Origin of the sequence: Paenibacillus uliginis N3/975, from assembly GCF_900177425.1 — a bacterium.
GTDB classification, from domain to species: domain Bacteria; phylum Bacillota; class Bacilli; order Paenibacillales; family Paenibacillaceae; genus Paenibacillus_AQ; species Paenibacillus_AQ uliginis.
In genome coordinates this window covers 3,536,189-3,553,040 of sequence record NZ_LT840184.1, presented here as the reverse complement: position 1 = coordinate 3,553,040, position 16,852 = coordinate 3,536,189, and the positions used below count along the sequence as shown (strand labels likewise).

At 35.7% G+C, this 16,852-nt stretch carries 18 protein-coding genes and 4 pseudogenes; 18 read left to right on the top strand and 4 right to left on the bottom strand.

Going from position 1 to position 16,852, the window contains the following annotated elements:
- Window positions 1-9 precede the first annotated feature (9 nt).
- The 4 genes and pseudogenes from B9N86_RS16755 (at window position 10) to B9N86_RS16740 (ending at window position 3,488) form a co-directional block, all read left to right on the top strand.
- Complete coding sequence (locus tag B9N86_RS16755) at window positions 10-561, top strand: hypothetical protein (protein ID WP_208914303.1); 552 nt, start codon at window positions 10-12, stop codon at window positions 559-561.
- 146 nt (window positions 562-707) lie between these two features.
- Window positions 708-1,786 (top strand): annotated as a pseudogene (locus B9N86_RS16750) (FtsW/RodA/SpoVE family cell cycle protein).
- A gap of 96 nt (window positions 1,787-1,882) precedes the next feature.
- The gene (locus B9N86_RS16745; protein WP_244562733.1) at window positions 1,883-2,449 is read left to right on the top strand and encodes an undecaprenyl-diphosphatase; all 567 of its coding nucleotides are present in this window, start codon (window positions 1,883-1,885) and stop codon (window positions 2,447-2,449) included.
- 28 nt (window positions 2,450-2,477) lie between these two features.
- Window positions 2,478-3,488, top strand: coding sequence for an LCP family protein (locus B9N86_RS16740; RefSeq protein ID WP_208914301.1), 1,011 nt, complete (start codon window positions 2,478-2,480; stop codon window positions 3,486-3,488).
- A gap of 272 nt (window positions 3,489-3,760) precedes the next feature.
- On the opposite strand, the pseudogene B9N86_RS30410 reads toward B9N86_RS16740, so the two are convergent.
- Both B9N86_RS30410 and B9N86_RS31010 read right to left on the bottom strand, forming a co-directional pair.
- Window positions 3,761-3,892 (bottom strand): annotated as a pseudogene (locus B9N86_RS30410) (transposase); the annotation flags it as partial.
- A 71-nt stretch (window positions 3,893-3,963) separates the two neighbouring features.
- Window positions 3,964-4,395 (bottom strand): annotated as a pseudogene (locus tag B9N86_RS31010) (transposase); the annotation flags it as partial.
- 234 nt (window positions 4,396-4,629) lie between these two features.
- Here B9N86_RS31010 and B9N86_RS16730 point away from each other — a divergent pair.
- The 6 genes from B9N86_RS16730 (at window position 4,630) to B9N86_RS16705 (ending at window position 9,178) form a co-directional block, all read left to right on the top strand.
- On the top strand, window positions 4,630-4,923 hold the full coding sequence (locus tag B9N86_RS16730; protein WP_208914300.1) for a hypothetical protein: 294 nt from the start codon (window positions 4,630-4,632) through the stop codon (window positions 4,921-4,923).
- Window positions 4,916-6,682, top strand: a complete 1,767-nt coding sequence (locus B9N86_RS16725) for a hypothetical protein (protein WP_208914299.1) — start codon at window positions 4,916-4,918, stop codon at window positions 6,680-6,682. Before B9N86_RS16730 ends, B9N86_RS16725 begins: the two co-directional genes overlap by 8 nt.
- 798 nt (window positions 6,683-7,480) lie before the next feature.
- Window positions 7,481-8,023, top strand: a complete 543-nt coding sequence (locus B9N86_RS16720) for a hypothetical protein (protein WP_208914298.1) — start codon at window positions 7,481-7,483, stop codon at window positions 8,021-8,023.
- 12 nt (window positions 8,024-8,035) lie between these two features.
- A complete protein-coding gene (locus tag B9N86_RS16715; protein ID WP_208920451.1) occupies window positions 8,036-8,257 on the top strand; it encodes a helix-turn-helix domain-containing protein in 222 nt (73 codons plus the stop codon).
- A gap of 11 nt (window positions 8,258-8,268) precedes the next feature.
- Complete coding sequence (locus tag B9N86_RS16710; protein WP_208914297.1) at window positions 8,269-8,910, top strand: CPBP family intramembrane glutamic endopeptidase; 642 nt, start codon at window positions 8,269-8,271, stop codon at window positions 8,908-8,910.
- A 118-nt stretch (window positions 8,911-9,028) separates the two neighbouring features.
- Window positions 9,029-9,178 carry a hypothetical protein gene (locus tag B9N86_RS16705; protein WP_208914296.1) on the top strand — a complete coding sequence of 50 codons (150 nt, stop codon included), beginning with the start codon at window positions 9,029-9,031 and terminating at the stop codon, window positions 9,176-9,178.
- 148 nt (window positions 9,179-9,326) lie between these two features.
- On the opposite strand, the gene B9N86_RS16700 is transcribed toward B9N86_RS16705, so the two are convergent.
- The gene (locus tag B9N86_RS16700) at window positions 9,327-9,527 is read right to left on the bottom strand and encodes a hypothetical protein (protein WP_208914295.1); all 201 of its coding nucleotides are present in this window, start codon (window positions 9,525-9,527) and stop codon (window positions 9,327-9,329) included.
- A 169-nt stretch (window positions 9,528-9,696) separates the two neighbouring features.
- On the opposite strand from B9N86_RS16700, the gene B9N86_RS30400 reads away from it, so the two are divergent.
- From B9N86_RS30400 to B9N86_RS16665, 8 genes are all read left to right on the top strand, one after another.
- The gene (locus B9N86_RS30400) at window positions 9,697-10,188 is read left to right on the top strand and encodes a recombinase family protein (RefSeq protein ID WP_425298549.1); all 492 of its coding nucleotides are present in this window, start codon (window positions 9,697-9,699) and stop codon (window positions 10,186-10,188) included.
- A 4-nt stretch (window positions 10,189-10,192) separates the two neighbouring features.
- Window positions 10,193-10,906, top strand: a complete 714-nt coding sequence (locus B9N86_RS16695) for a recombinase zinc ribbon domain-containing protein (protein ID WP_342193878.1) — start codon at window positions 10,193-10,195, stop codon at window positions 10,904-10,906.
- A gap of 319 nt (window positions 10,907-11,225) precedes the next feature.
- Window positions 11,226-12,065 (top strand): AbiJ-NTD4 domain-containing protein, encoded by an 840-nt coding sequence (locus B9N86_RS16690; RefSeq protein WP_208914293.1) that lies wholly within the window; start codon window positions 11,226-11,228, stop codon window positions 12,063-12,065.
- A gap of 346 nt (window positions 12,066-12,411) precedes the next feature.
- Window positions 12,412-13,350: a hypothetical protein gene (locus B9N86_RS16685; RefSeq protein WP_208914292.1), complete on the top strand. Its 939-nt coding sequence runs from the start codon at window positions 12,412-12,414 to the stop codon at window positions 13,348-13,350.
- 243 nt (window positions 13,351-13,593) lie between these two features.
- A complete protein-coding gene (locus B9N86_RS16680; RefSeq protein ID WP_208914291.1) occupies window positions 13,594-13,770 on the top strand; it encodes a hypothetical protein in 177 nt (58 codons plus the stop codon).
- A gap of 22 nt (window positions 13,771-13,792) precedes the next feature.
- Window positions 13,793-14,257, top strand: coding sequence for a hypothetical protein (locus B9N86_RS16675; RefSeq protein WP_208914290.1), 465 nt, complete (start codon window positions 13,793-13,795; stop codon window positions 14,255-14,257).
- Window positions 14,258-14,259: 2 nt separating this feature from the next.
- Entirely contained in the window at window positions 14,260-14,592 is a 333-nt protein-coding gene (locus B9N86_RS16670) for a hypothetical protein (RefSeq protein WP_208914289.1), read from the top strand.
- Window positions 14,589-16,448, top strand: coding sequence for a coiled-coil domain-containing protein (locus B9N86_RS16665; protein ID WP_208914288.1), 1,860 nt, complete (start codon window positions 14,589-14,591; stop codon window positions 16,446-16,448). The genes B9N86_RS16670 and B9N86_RS16665 overlap by 4 nt, the downstream gene beginning before the upstream one ends.
- A gap of 159 nt (window positions 16,449-16,607) precedes the next feature.
- On the opposite strand, the pseudogene B9N86_RS16660 reads toward B9N86_RS16665, so the two are convergent.
- Window positions 16,608-16,838 (bottom strand): annotated as a pseudogene (locus tag B9N86_RS16660) (restriction endonuclease); the annotation flags it as partial.
- Between the last annotated feature and the right edge of the window lie 14 nt (window positions 16,839-16,852).

Here is a 16,852-nt window from a genome sequence, read left to right as displayed (position 1 = left end):
GTAATCAGAATGCTCAACAAACTCATTAGAATAGGTTTCATATCGACTACGTTATTGTTGCTCGGAGGATGTGGGATTCCCGCAACACCAGTAGATATGATTAAGCCTCCATTATCAGAAACAAGTATTCAGCGAGACAAAATCAACCATGAACTTATCAAATTACTGCCTGAAGAGGTTCAATTGTTAGTCCCCACGCAGGGAAAAGACGGTAATGACATCTCGTTCGGAGATATGGACGGGGACGGTATCGATGAAGCTGTCGTTGTATATGAAGAGAATAAAGCGACAGGTAAAATGTTGAAAGCGGCGCTATTTAAGCAAGATAATGAGGAGTGGCAAATGGTCTCGGAAGTCAAAGGCTTTGGTTACGGCTTGGAGTATGCTGGATTTCCAGATATCGATCAGGACGGTCGTTCCGAGCTCGTGCTTGGCTGGTCATTAGGGGCTGCAGGAAATGGTCTGGACATTTATGGCTTGAGTGAAGATAAATTGAAGCTGTTATCCAAGGAGGAGTATCACGGTAAGTTTGATCTTGAGTATCCTTCCCAAGGAATGTAGTTAAAATGAGGGAGATGTCATCATAAAACACAATAGTCCGTGGCACTACGTCAAGAAACAAGACGTATTTGCGCTCATCGGATTATTTGTGATGTTCATTTTTAGGGGGATTCCTACAGAAATTCATACAAAATAGAGGTTTTCCTATGATTATCACACGCATAATTGCAAAACTGGATAAATTCATGCTTTTCATTATATTGTGTCTTGTTGCCATTGGTACGATTGCTATTTATGGAGCCACAGTGGATACGAAATTAGAAGGCCTTCACATTAGTAATTTATATCTATTCGGTGTATTCTGCATTCCGATGCTCCTTCTCGCATTGTTAGATTATAGAATTCTGCTAGGTAAGATATCCTACCTTTTCTATGGAATTGGCATAGGGATGCTGGTTCTTGTCAAGTTTACCGGAGAGAACATTAACGGTGCTGTTCGTTGGCTAAGTATTGGAAACTTTCAGCTTCAACCTTCTGAATTAGCTAAATTATTTACAGTGCTTCTGATTGCTCATTTATTAGGTAAGCGAGAGGGAGCCCAGCTACGTATTTTTCAAGATATATTACCAATTTGTATCATTTTCATGATTCCTATCATCTTAATCATGCAACAGCCCGATTTAGGTACTTCTCTCGTCTTTGTGGGTGCACTGCTTTCATCAGTATTATGATCATTACGGTAGGCATAATATTATGGCTATACTATGCCAATTTTGAATTGTTATCCAAGATTGTAGAGCCTCATCAGATGTCAAGAATTCAGACTTTTCTTGACCCAGCCAGCGATCCCGATAAATCATGGCATGTTAAAAACGCGAAATATGCGATAGCTTTGGGAGGATTGACTGGAAGTGACGTATCTTTTTTACGTAGAGGATTTATTCCTTATGCGTATTCCGATTCGATCTATGTGGTCATAGGCGAGGAATATGGTTTTTTGGGTTCTGCGGTGCTGTTGTTGCTATATTTCCTTCTCATGTATCGTATGGTTCATATCGTCAAGGATAGTAGAGAACTTGCAGGGTCATATCTTGTTACCGGGCTTATAGGAATGTTAGTCTTTCAAATTTTCGTTAATATAGGCATGCATATCGGTTTGGTACCTCTGACGGGTATTTCCTTACCGTTCATAAGTTATGGAGGTAGCTCACTACTTAGTAATATGATTGCGATTGGCTTGGTGTTAAGTGTCAAATTTCATAAAGACGATATCTATATAGAATGAACTAAAGATCAACCTTATTATTACAGAAATAGAAAGCAGGTTATGAAATTGGGCATATCTCAAACGGATGATCTCGTATTTCAATTCATCAATCAAATGGCAGTAACATTCTCTGCATTAAATCCATTTATGCGATTTTTATCAGAAAAAGCAGAGTACTTCTTTTACCTGGGGATTATTGTTTATTGGTTTACTCGCATACATAAGAACAGGCAAATGGTGGTAACAACTCTCTTGTCAGCTTGTGTTGGATTTGGTGTTGGTAATATACTTTCTCACTTTTTTTATAGGGATAGGCCTTTTGTCCATCATACGGTTAACCAATTAATTGAACATTCCGCTAACGCTTCATTTCCGAGTAATCATTCGATTGGGGCCTTTGTAATCGCAACAGGTATATGGTTGTTTCGTAAGAAAGATGGCGTAATTTGGCTTGTATTGGCAGGTTTGATTTCATTTTCCCGAATCTGGAATGGTGTTCATTATCCTTCTGATGTCATCGCGGGAGCATTCATTGGTGTAATTAGCGCGTTTATGATTTATCAAATGGTTCATCGATGGTCTGTATCTCAGAAATGTTTGAACGCTAGCATCGATCTTTATGAAAAAATCGAGAGAAATATTTGGAAAAGTTATAAAAAAGCTTCTAAACTCAAAAATTGAATATTATTAGAATTAAGTGGAGGAAATCATGTCTATCAAACCCAAGAAAAAAGCAATTCGTAAAGTTATGATGATCATTTACCTTGTCATAATTGCCCTGATACTTGGAGTTGGAATCTATGTGGGGTATATATATTATAAGGCGGATGCTGCGATTCAACGTGTGGCAGCTCCAAAGCTGGCTGATGATCCGATCGGTAATGTAAAGAAGGAATCGATTCAACCTATGACCTTTCTTTTGGCGGGTGTAGATAGTCGGGATGGTGCTGATGGGGTGATGAATACAGATGTTCTTATGCTTGTCAGTTTCAATCCACAAACCCATTCTGCTAGTATGTTGTCCCTGCCGCGTGATTTGTTGCTAAAACCTAAATCATTGCCTTCTCGTAAATCCAATTATTATTATGCTTATTACTATATAAAGGATAAGTCAGAGGCTATTCCTAATACAAAACGTTTTTTCTCTGATTTGCTAGGTTTTCCGATTGATCATATGGTCGTGTTGAATTTTGATGCCTTACGGCAGACCGTGGACGCGCTTGGCGGACTGGAAATCGATGTCGATATGGATATGAAATATAACGATTCCGCAGACGGAACGCATATCGATTTAAAAAAGGGGTTGCAGACTCTTAATGGTCAACAAGTGCTCGACTTTGTCAGGTATCGTAAATCAAATCAAGGAACTCGAGAGTCCTCCGACTTTGCACGTAACGATCGACAGCAGCAAGTGATCAAGCAGATCATTGAGAAATTGGGGGATTTTCAAGGGATTTCCCAATGGGGAAACGTATTGGACATTATCGGTGAAAATGTGAAGTCTGATATTCCTGAATCTGATCTTCAACAATGGGTCTATAATTTCCCGAAAATCAAACCGAATCATATTCGTTCATTACAGTTGGAGTCCAGTTGGAAAAGTCCCTATGTTTACGTGAAAAAAGAGGATTTGCAACAAGCGTTGGCTACTCTGCGTGATGAGGCAGGTGTCAGTTCAGAAAGTCGGCTCAACTTAGAAGCTTTTGGGCTGCTGGATTAATATTAAAATGATTTATTTAGCAAAGATAGAAGAGGTCTCCATTCATGAGGATTTTTTGTTCTTGATTAGGAACTGCTAAATATACATTAGATCATTAATCAGCAAATGGACCATATATATTAAAGGAAACAAATGTAATATTTATAGTTATTTTACCTTTAGTTTCGATCAGCTTGTTGTTACTCCTTTGATGATTTCAACGTGTTCATTATTGCCGATACTTTATGGATTTCTGCTGGGTATTTAAAAAAGGTTGCGAGTTCATCCCAGTTGTTTCGCCAGGAGTGTACAATGAGGGGAACAATCTTGTTTGTGGTGTTGGAGATGAAGATTGGAGAGACCTCAATACCATTCAGATTATTTAGGCGGTCTTGAATCTCCCGCGTGCAGATTCCTTTTGCATATTTAATCTTCTGATGAGACACTTAATTTTCTGAAAAAGAGACTGATTCACTAATAATAGCAGGTCAAGGGGTTATCTTTGACCTGCTATTTTTAATTTCTGGTCCATTGTGGATTGCTTTAATAGATTATGAGCGAGCGAAAGCCACCCGATCTCAAGGCTAACTTTTTGCAAGCCCCGAAGCAGAAAACGCCGGAATCCCCGTTGTTCTATATTTGTCCGAACACACTTTCAGGTTCTGTCATGGTCATATGTCCAATTGTCGATTTTTCCATTATTCATCTTCCATGCTTTGCATTTCTCTTTGTGGTACGTGTTGTAATTGACGACAGTATAAACTTCTTTAGATTCTAAATAGGCGTAGTTTTCTTCTCCGCCATACCCTGCATCAGCAATGACTGTTTTTGGTAGGACGCCTAACGTGGCTTTTATCTTCTCCAAATGTGGTTTCAGACAACGCGTATCCGATGGTCTCTGGTGAATGCTGTATCCCGCAATGAACTGTATCAACAGCGTAGGCGTTGTTTATCCGGGAATATAAAGAGGACAACGTAAAAGTTAATAAATCCTTCATTGTATTTCAGCAAATATTAGTTTTGATTTGTTTCATAAAGATCAGATTTAAACACTATTTTACATGCTAGTATATGATTGAGTCCCAAAAAAGGTCATATCATTTGTGAGATAGACCTTTTTAGGGCAATCAATATATAACTATTAATATGGGTGGTGCTTTACTTGTTAGATAGGCGGAATAAGATTGCCAGTGTACTTACATGGATCGGGGTTGCTATTATCGTAGCGGGTATCATTTTAGGTGTGGTTTTAGGGAGAGTGGATGTCGGTACCTATAGAGAGAAATATGAACAAGTGTGGTTATTAACAATCATATATTGGGTTACAGGATTTATATCAGGAATGTGTATTATCGGATTATCAGAAATTATAGAACAATTACATAGAATAAATTTGAAGATTGGAAAAAAACCAGAACCAGAGGATGATGATGATTTGGAATTATTAAATGGTTAATTCGGGGGTTGAAATGTTGGTGAATTTAGAATGTCCTGTAGAATTACTTGAATATGAATTATATAAAAGCAAAAGCACTGGTAGGGTTTACTGTTCATTAACGTTTAATAACGTGTCAGACAAAATTGTTAAAGGACTTAAGGCTACGATCTATTGTTATGACCAATTTGGCGATTCTATTGGGGAAGGAAATAATAGCTTAGAATGTGAAATTGAATTTAAAGAGGGTTTAGTACAGAATCGAAAACGAAAAACTGACAACAAGATATCACTGTCCGATTTTCAAAATATTAGAAAAATAGAAATTGATGTAATAAAAGTCTTATTTAATGATAAATCGATCTGGAATAAGGGCTCATCAGAATTAGAAAAAGTCGAATTAACCAAGATAGAGAATAAAATGCTTTTAGAATTTGTTAAGGGTCGTGCAGGAACGGATGCCAAGTACTTTGCTAAAAAGTATGACGATAAATGGGTATGTGTTTGCGGAAGACTAAATCATGACGATCAATCCACTTGTAAAAGGTGTAAAAGAGGAAGAGATGATGTTTTAACTGAGTATAGCGATGAGGAAAAGATTAGGAACGATGTGAAAGCCAATGAAGAAAGGAAGGCTGAAAGACAAAGAAAGGCAGAGGAAGAAAGAGAACGGCAATTAGAAATCACAAAACTAAAGGCAAAGAAAGTGACTAAATATAGTTCTATTGTTGCTGCTATAATACTAATCGTTGGAGTAACTGTATTTGGATTTTTAACGAAGTTTACGTTTTCTATGGCAAATCATCAGTTGTTAAAGGATAAGGATAATCCAGTGGGCGAAACAATAAAAGATGAGAGTTTAGTGAAAGATGATTTTTTATTAGAGGATGGGGCTGGAAAAGATCTTCAAAATAGCGGTGAAGAAAAGTCTATAGTTGTGAACGGCATTATCGACACTTCATTTGTGTCGGGTGGAGGGAGCAATGGGCGTGGAGATTTCACAATTAAGTATCGTAAAAACGGTAGCGTCAAAAATAAACAGATCAATGATATTATTGAGCCCCTTATTGTGGATATTGATAACAATGGCGTGAAAGAGATTGTGATTAGTTATAGAATATATTTACCGGAATTTGGTAATGCCCAAATGCCGTATTGGGACGATGTATTTGATTTTGATATTACCAAGGAAGAGTTGGTTTTAGCTAGCAGAGAGTATCCAGAATATTATCGAAGTTATTTCATACCGTCCATTAAGAAACGAGAAGCTGAAAGCACTAATGCTGCTGAAAAACATACACAAGCAGTGCTTATACAGGCAGCGAATGATTTGATTGATGGGAATTTCAATCCTGATGTTAATCAAGAGAAAATCACCAAACTACTGGAATATAATGCATCGACAGATAAACTGAATATTACCAGAGAAGATGATATTTTTTATATTCACGGTATTACACTTGGTATGAACATAAATCAGGTCATTAAGATGCTGGGTAATCCTGATGAATCTTTTGAGGTTAACTCGAAAGTCGCAGTTTGGTATTTCGAACACAATTTAGAACTAGTTGCAGAATACGGAATAGATACCATACATTATATCGCTTTAGGCGAATTTGATCAGTTGGCCATGGAGCAAAGCATGAATACCTTGGGGGAGCCAACGAAGAAATACCAAGATGAATATGATTACATTACTCCCAGCCAGCAACTTAGATTTCATGCCATGTCAAGTCCAGTAAGCTTCAGAGTGCAGCTTATGGATCCTAGAGGGCCTTAGAGGAAACGAAAACTAGATATTGTAATTTTATATCCATCTATATCAGAACAGCCCGATCATTTAGTGACCGGGCTGTTTTGATTTTGCAACCAGACTGTGACTATACCAGTGTAAACTCGATAAGAATCTTATTCCCTCAACGGATATATTTTTGGCCAAAAGCGCTTTGGTCAGATACATGATTGAAGTTATCTTTTCATTCAAAGCGTAGTAGTTTTTTCCATTTCTATGTTCCCATACCGTTTTAGTTGACTGACGGACACCAGCTTCGAGGCTCATACCTTTGCCTTTTCTTTAACAGGGTACTTAGTCGTTTGAGTAAATACAGAGGTGACTACAGAAACCATTTTCTTCATGATTCATTCCTCCTTTTGATTGTTGCTATATTTTACCATTTGGTTTCAGCTTACAAGCAAGAAGGGTGTTTTATGGGAAATCTTCCTCAAACGAAAAAAACAATCCTTAAACAACATTTTGTCTAAAGAATTGTTCGTTAAAAAGGTAGTAAAGACCACATATGGAGTTGCTATCCTAATACAAAAAGTATCGCAATTGAATATTTAGAAAAAGTAAGATAAGAGAGCCTAAACTATAACCACTGATTTGCAGCGTAGTTTGAGGGATTATTTCTTAATTTGCAGAGAATAGTGGCTTTCTAAGATACGACAGATGGTTTTGGTTATAAATGCTTCAAAATTCATTTATCGTAAAATAATTATCGATAAACATTAAATAATTGTTGAAAAACATTTATTTTGATGTCATACTTTAATCATCCTAATAAAGGAGTATGACAATATGAACAATAATAAAATTCAAAGAAGCAGTAAATTATTGGCGATTTGTCTCAAAATCCTTCGCATCGTAGTGTTTATAGCTGTTGGAGTAGAAATTTCAGCAATCATTTGGCTTGCTGCGGTGTCAGAGGATGTTATCTCAACAACAATAGGCAGCATTCATATTTTTTCACCAATTGTAAATACTGCAGATTACTCCAAATCCGAACTAATTGCTCAATTCTGTGTCAATATAACAAAGCAAAGCATTGTCATTGCGATGCTATTTTTAGCTGGTGCAATATTTAAGGATATTAGCAGAGAATATACACCGTTTGCTGCCAAACAGACGAAGCGATTAAAGGCAATCTCCAAGTTGATGGTGCTACTAGCTATTATTCCCGCATCTGTCGAGATACTGATGATGCAGATACTAGCACCTACTGTTAAGGTCTATGTATCATTTGAACTGTCTTTCATTTTGGTTGCAGTTGTTTTCTTTTGCCTAGCTCAAATTTTTGATTACGGTGGGGTGTTACAACAGCAATCTGATGAAACTCTTTAAGGATGGTGTATGATGGCTATTATTTTAAGATTAGATCGTATGATGGCAGATCGAAAAATATCTTTAAATGAACTTGCAGAAAAAGTAGGAATTTCTAATGTTAATCTATCCAACATAAAAACGGGGAAAGTAAGTGCCATCCGCTTTTCCACGCTTGATGCGATCTGCGAAGTGCTGGATTGTCAGCCCGGTGATATTTTAGAATATAAAAAGGAAGAAGATGTAAACGGATAAATCCCGTAAGTATGACTTATAAAATCAAGTTTATGGAGGGGCAGATGACTGTTTCGATTTTAGTTTCTTCGATCATGCAAGTAGTTCTTGTTAACGTAATCCCTATTCTATGTTGGTTAAAATTTGGGAGAAAAAAGCAGTCGTTTTTGAAGTGGATTGGGTTAAAAATCCCTAAAATAAACAATAGAATGTGCTTTTTCACCTTTTTAATTTTGGGATTTATTTTGTTTTCAGCACTTGGAGTTATGATTTTATTATACTTTACCAATAAGTCAGACATTGCAGCATCCCAATTTTATGGAGTTGGTATTTCAGGAATAATAGCAGCTTTGTTATATGCTTTTGTACAAACAGGATTATCTGAAGAAATGTTATTTAGAGGGTTTATTGGGAAAAGAGCTATTTCTGCATTTGGATTTGTTGTTGGAAACACAATTCAAGCATTATTGTTTGGCTGCTTGCACGGGGTAATGTTCTATTTAAATACTGGAATCTTAAATGCAACGATAATAACTATATTTACGGCTATAATCGGCTGGGTGATGGGTTACATTAACGAAAAGTTATCAGATGGATCGATAATCCCAAGCTGGATATTGCACGGAAGTGCAAATCTATTTTCAGCGTTCATTATGATGTTTAATATCTTGTAAATTGTAAGTAGTCCCAGAAATCGTTAAAGATGAGAGCTTAGGTCATTATAATCATGATTATTCAAGAAGAACAAGAGATCGTGCCTGGACAAGGGGATAGCGAACAGAGCAAGAAGTTGTGGCACAGCCGGAAGCGATATTAAATGAAGCAAATTCACAAGGAGAACTGAATGAGGGCAAAGAAGAGAAGCCAGTTGCCATTGAAAATATCGTAAAGCCGGGGAAATTCGAAGTAACCAACAGCCAAATGATCCGAGCCATTAAGTAAGTGATTGCAGATGGCTCAATAGAAAAATTGAGGATGCTACGCTCCATGTACCTGTATTCCTTCGAGAATTCACTAAGGTATTTGAAAAAGTCCGAACGGGAATTCATTCAAAATAATCTGTAATAGAACAAGCCGGAGCGTGAATGAGTCATGCGCTCCGGCTTGTTTTTATTTTGTTAGTTTTCTGCTTGTCTTGCGTAGAATAAAGCACTTTGGGGAGAGGTATGTCTATCTCGGCCTTGGCTTGGATAGTTAGGCTCAATATCTCGGCCACATGCTCATGAAATTGCCGCAATGCTTTGCCGGATGGCTGATTAACTTCTTGGATTACATATTCACATTTCTTCATGAATTACGCCTCCAAAATTTTACGGTTGTCATATTCGATGATGCGTCATCAAAAATGCTCAATATTCTACTTGGAAGGCGGCAAAAATTTAACAAGTTTGGAGTAGAAGCTATTATAGAAAGCAAAACAATTAAACACGTAGCCGTTTATTTAAGAAAATCACGGGACGATGGTGAATTTGAAGACGTTCTCTCGAAGCATAGGGATACCCTTCTGGCCTCTGGTGGAGAATCGGAATTGGACCTATAGGTTATATGAAGAAGTGACCTCTGTTTTTGCCCGAATAGAGTACAAAACGATTAAGCGAAGAATGAAGCAGGGGAAAGAGGCAGGAGCCAAGAAAGGCAGGTGGACAAACGGAAAGCCACCGTTTCCTTACTACTACGATAAGAACACAAGGTCGGTATTGGTGGATGAAACAAAGCGTTCAATTTATCGAGCGATTGTTGAAAAGTATTTGAATGGAACAAACCTTGGTCATATCGCCATTTGGTTGACGGATAACAAGATACCCACGCCATACAACATTAAGCCGGATGGAAAGAACAAGGGCTGGTCAAATATTACGGTTCAACGGTTGCTGGCAGGGTTACATCACTTATGGCAAAACCCGTTCCAAGCGTGGTCAGGTGGAGCTTGTACCCGAAGAAGAGCGGATTAAAGTCATGGGAACACATGAAAAGCTGAAAACGCCGGAAGAACATGAAGCGATTATGGAACGGCTGCTTAAGAACAGAATGCTGAACCCGAATTCCAGGAGGAGCATTTTTCCGTTGTCAGGCTTGTTGTATTGTGAAAAGTGTGGTTCACGGATGAGATTCCGAGTAGGTGAGAATAAGAAGCAAGGGCAGTATTGGAGTGCATTGTGCTATCACCAGTATAAAGATGGCAGCAAATGTGAGCAGCGTGGCAAGGTAATGGATGTTGATTTTTTCAATGCTCTGTATGATCGGATTATCCATGTTGATCCGAATATTTTACGGGAGATTGAACTGCATGGAAGTAGGTACAATGATCCACAGATCATTATCGAGGTCAAAGTGCAGGAATTGAAAAAGCAGAAGAGGGCATTGGACAAGCTGCATGAATCGTATGAAGAGGACATGATTACGAAACAAGTATTCTTGGAACGAAAGGCCGTTCGATCAAGGCAGATACAGAGGTTAGAGGAAGAGTTGAAGGATTTGCGAAAAGTTGTAATAGATGAAAGAAATTATCCGACCGTAAAGCAGATATATGAGCGGGTAGGGCAGTTTAGGGAGTTATGGAGCGCTTCGGTGACGAGTGAAGAGAAGAATCGGGCTTTGAAAAAGCTGGTGGAGCGGATTGTGTATAATCGGGAAGGAAATCGGGTGGAGTTGACGGTTTGTTATAAATAAGAGACAAGTAGAATGGGGACTGGGTTAACAGCCAGTTCTTTTTTTAGAGTTAATTACGACAAACGAAGCAGGAGTCTGAAAGAAATTTGTCGAACTAGTTACTTAAAATAAGTTGATTGAGGCTACCGAAGAATCACCATGAAACATAGGATTCTATGAAAGAAGAAATTTGTAATATAGGATATAGAAAATAATATCGAAGCTGTGGGGACTGGTTTGGGGGAGAGTTTTTCTGTACTGAAACCATATTGCAGAAACGTGTATAAGTAGCACAAGAAGCGGATGTTCGCATATCTATTTTTCTAAGGGGACTATATAAATGATAAAGCAAAATTTCTCGGAACGAAATGGATATACCAGTAAACAAATTCAATTTGAAAATGTTGATTCTGCACTTAGAAACAGGATTTGGAATATATTTCTTTTTGAAAATCAATATCTATTGAACCCTTCTACAAGAAGCTCGAGTTTGGAAATCATCGAGGAAATTTTAGATATTTTTGGGCTGACGTATGAGTATCCGAAAGACTGGTACGCACGTGGAAATAATATGAAAAAATTAGAGAGTCTCTTTTCGAAAAAGGAGTGGCACTTCGTTTATGATTTTATTGAGGTTTATTTAGAAAAGGAATCTGAAAAAAGTAAATCCAATGCAAACAATCTCGCAAGGGAATTTATTCGAGTGTTAGAAGAAGAAAAGTCTGGATATCGCATTGTAAAAAGATTGGTTGTTCCAATAACAAACAAATCTGAATTAAGATCTATTGAACAATCAACTAACACAAAATATGATTCTGTAAACACTCATATGTCAAAAGCTCTTTCTTTGTATTCGAGGCGTAAAAATCCCGATTACGAGAATTCTATTAAAGAATCAATCAGCGCAATTGAGTCACTTTGCTGCATCATTACAGATAATAATAAAGCTACTTTGGGGGATGCTCTAAAAAAAATGGATGAGCGTGGATTAAAATTGCATGGTGCGCTAAAATCAGCTCTAACTCAGCTTTATGGATATACTTCCGATCAAAACGGTATCCGTCATGCAGGCATTGACTTTGCAGGGGCATCTACAGAAGATGCAAAATATATGTTGGTGTCTTGTTCTGGATTTGTAAATTATATTGTTGAGAAATGGGAGAAGAATAATAATCAATAAAAATTGATATCAGAAAGAATAAATGGGCGTTGAAAAAGTTGCTGGAGCGGATTGTGTATAACCGGGAATGGAACAAGGTTGAATTGACGGCTTGTTTATAAGTGAGAGCTAATACGTTTGTATGTCCTTTCCACCGTCTCTACACATGTAGGAGTGTGTTGTTGGTGAGGGAGTAGTGTCTGGAGCTGCATTTACCTAATCATCTAATAATTCAAGAATGTTTCAAGCCTCTAAGCTTGAAGCCTTTTTATTTGTGAATGGATGATATACATCAGTTAGTCCAGTAACTATAAATTATGCTATTTGATTCCGATATAAATTATAAGAATGACAGGGGGCGAATACTATGAGTTCAAAATTAAAGATGAGTTGGGCTATACATCCTACAGCTGGTAGAGTATCGGTAGATGATATACAGTTAGATGATAATCTGAATACATCACTTAAATGTGAGTTTTGTAATGTTGAAATCAGTTTTGTAGGTACGTACATAAAAAATGAAAAATATGTTGCCCCCTTTCTAAGATTAAAAAGAGGTAAAAAGAGTCATTTGGACTATCAAGGCGGAGAATGTCCTTATAATAAAACTAATATTCAAACTCAAAACCTTCCTAAAAGCAAAGTTGCTGGTGTGGTAATTGATAAGGATTTAGTTATTAGAGTTAATATTCCTGTAGATTTAAAAAAGACCTTAATGGATTTATTATCCCAAGATTTAATTCCAACAAAAGAAGATTCTAAGAAGAAAGATGCTAAAAAATCACCTGGATTTTATGCAAATGATACAGAGAAGTTGTCAGACTATATAAATTCGGCTAGAGCATTTGCAAAAATTGCAAAGTATTTTGAGAAAAATGGCACTCAAAACTTTTTGGAATTCAGATTTTTTGGTATAACTGCTCGTTGGGCAGATATATATTTTGAGGATTGGGAGCGGGTTTTTGAAAAATTTCAATCTAGATCACCAAAAGAATTAGTTTGTTTAAGAGGTATTTTCGCTTCTATAGGAAAATCATATCCAGATAAGGATGGTTATGAATGGGTTCAAATTAAATTAAGGAAGACAGCTATATCAACAAACAAAACTTCAGAGACTTTTGCACAAATTAAACTGTTTAAGCCGATGTTTGAAAGGTTCTTAAATCAATTGAATGAAGCTAAAAAAAAATCAGAAGAGATTGAGATAACTTTCTTTGGGAAGATAGAAAGATATACTGATAAGGGAAATAAAAATATAAAGGGAATAGCAGTTTTAAGGAAACAAATTCATTTTGAGAAAAAATAATATTCCTTCCACATGTGATGTTGTAAGGTTAATTTGAAAAGTAATCGTTTGTGAGGAAGTTAAATGGATGAATTTATGCCTAAAAAATGCCGTTATTATTATCTATTAATAGATAATAATTAAAGCATCCCGTGTAAATAGATCTATAGGACTGATTTTTATGCTTTAGTCCTATTCGTACATACAAAATGTAGTAAAATTCAGGGTAATATTGAAATCTCTATAAAGGATGGGGGGATTATATTGGAGACGTGGGTTCGTGAGATAATAACTCATATTGCAGCTTTTTCTGCAGGAGCTACTTTAACATTTGTAGTTCAAAGAATTACGCTTAACAACAGTAAGAATTATAAAGTAAATCAAAATAAAAACACTGTAAAAGGTGATCTGATTGGAAGGGATAAAAAAGTTGGAAAGTAGCGTCGAACAGTCTCACAATACAGTGTCTGGAGATATTGTAGGTCGGGATAAATTTATTATACAGACTGTCATGGGTTCAAAAGCCAGAGGAGCAATTAGACTAGAAGAAGATTTTTTTATCGCATCTGACGAAGATAACAGTACATTACTGAGAAAACTCAAGGATGGAAAGACAAATGGTTTAACAAAAACTCGTGCTATTACTTCTAAACTAAATTCACTCAAAATCATCTTTCAGCTAAATAAATCAGAAGAAGGAAAAAGGATATTAGCTGATATATATGAAAATTTGTTAACATGTATATCAAAAGTTACAATGCCGATGGAAGATGGAGAGTTACTAAAATATAAAAGTGACGATATATTCTCTCAGTTTCCAGCTTTAATTTCAAAATATGAAGACATCATAGAAATAGATGAGGCTTTTTTAGAAGGACTTCTTTATATTGCTACATCTAATTGTGCAATACGATGGAAGGTGGAATAAAGTTGAGTACATATATGTTAGTTGACCGTACTTCTAATTGGTTTTTTGATGAAGACATTGATTTAGATCCATACTTATGTTCCATGCAATTATTAAAGGCGCTCTCAACAAGACAAGTACAAGGAATTAAATATAACAGAGTGCAGATGGTTAATACATTATTAAAGAGGCGCTCCAAAGAGGCGTTAGACACACTTGACTCCGCGATTGTTATATTAGTTAGTAGAAATTTATTAAATATTATTGAGAGTTCAAGTAATAGCTTGGATTCAGTCCTTCACATTACAAAAAATGGGCTAGAGGTGTTAAGTCGGTTTGCGGAGGATATATCATGATTATCAAAAAAATTACGGTAAAAGGAGAGAAAGGTTTCTCTATTAGTTTAGGGAGAATCAATTATATCCTTGGTGAAAATGCTACTGGAAAAACTACTTTCATAAAACTTATTCTTTATTCTTTAGGAACTAATATAGATTCTTTTATTGAAGAAATAGATAAAAGTAAATATACAGATCATGTGGAACTCGATGTTGAGTTGAAAAGCGGAAATAGCTATAGATTTATAAGGAAATTACCTTCTTCGGGAAGTATACTTGTAATTCCTCTTAATGAACATAATGAATTAGTTGAAGAGGAAGTTGAAATTAAGAATTTAGAAGAGTTTTCTGATATGATTTTGCTTGAAGAAGGATATGGGACCCAGGAAATACCTTATGGTAACAATAACAAGGCAAATATGAGGTATTATTTTATGCTACGTGCGGTGACTGCCGACCAAGATACTCCAGCGTATAAAATATTGGCTGATTTAGGTGGCAGCGTAAGGAATTATATTAATAACCAATCATTAATAAAAAAAGCGATTATTGAGGCTCTACTCGGGAAAGAAAATACAGAGGTACAGAAAGCAAGACTAAAATTACAAAAATTATTCAAAGAAAGAAGTTCGTTAATATCTAAAATTCAGGTTATGAGTGAAGTTAGTACTTCAAGTGGTTTAAATAATGAAGAGTTTTCGGAAATAGTAAAGTTGAAAAATAAAAACAAGATTATAGAAAAAATTGAGGGAATTAAAGAAGAGAAAGATCGACTATCAATGGAAAATTATAGATACATTTCTCAGCTTGAGACAATGAATTCTAAAATTAATGACAAGTCGAGTTTGAAATTAACAAAGGAAAATGCAAGCATCAGACAGGACGTCAATCAACTTATTTTGCAAAGAGACGATATAACAAATGTTAGTCAAACTATCAGTACAGAAATTGAAACATTGAAAAAAATGATTATAGCTAGACAAATAATTACCCTTATTCCTGTAGAAATATGTCCAGTTTGTTTACAAAAAACAAGTATTCTCCCACCAACTGACGGGCATTGTAGTTATTGTTCAAATGAAATTGCTAGTGATGATTTGGAGCGCATATCACAATATAAGAGAATGCTTGAGGAATCTTTATTTGAGGCCAATAAAGTAAGGGAAGAACTATTAATACAAATAAAGGAAACGGAAAAGAGAAAAAAGAATATTGATAAAAAGATAGAAAAACTTAAAGAGAAGTTTCTCAAAGAGCAACAGCAAAATAATACGCCAGCCGAAAATATTATTGAATCTATAAAAGAACGTGTAGAAAAACTGACAAAAAATGAACAAATGCTTGAAGTTCATCTTAGCTATTTAAATACAATAGATGAGCTGAAACTTCAAAAGAACAAGTTTGAATTTGAAATAAAAATATTGAAAGACGAGTTAGATCAATTAGAGAAAAACGTTTTTTATTCAGAAGAAGATAAATTAGAAACTTGGAGGAAGTTATTTTCTGAAGAGTTAAACTACGTTTTTGGAAATAACATGAATGCAACCTTGGATTCGGAGTATACACCGCTAATTGATAATGTCAACATAAGAAATATGTCTTCGGCAAGTTTAAAAGTGGCCACTCGATTGACTTATCTAACATCTTTATTTCATTTGAAGGAACATATAGATATTAATCACTTAGGGTTTATACTACTTGATTCCCCTAAAGATAAGGACTTAGACACCGATAAGTATGGAAGATTTCTGGATATCATTGAGAAAAGTCATAGTGGTCAAGTCATATTAACAGGAAGTATATTAGAAATGGATCTTTATAATAAAGAACATGTTATTATGACGTTGTTGCCAGATCATAAATTGTTGCAATAATTTTTATATTTTGATAAAAAATAACACAAATTGATTTATGCATTCATGAAGTAAATGTATTATGATTTTTTATGTTAAGGGTGTAATTGAGAAGAACGAAGTGGTTAGTATAATGTTTCTATATTACCACTTCGTATTTAATTTATACTCTTTTAACCATCATTTTAAATTACCAAAAGTTTTTAACGAAAATTCGTACTTTAACGGAGAAGCAAAGTCAATGGCATCTATAGAAAAGTATGTTGTAACTAGCTTAGCTCTTTCTGCCATGTTTACCCCGTAGATACCTCTAACAAGTTTAACACCAACTTTATTAGTGCTACTATATCTTTTGCATTCAATTACAAATAGCTGTGCTCCTAACATTCCATATTGTACTGCATAAATATCCTTTCCCTTCTCTA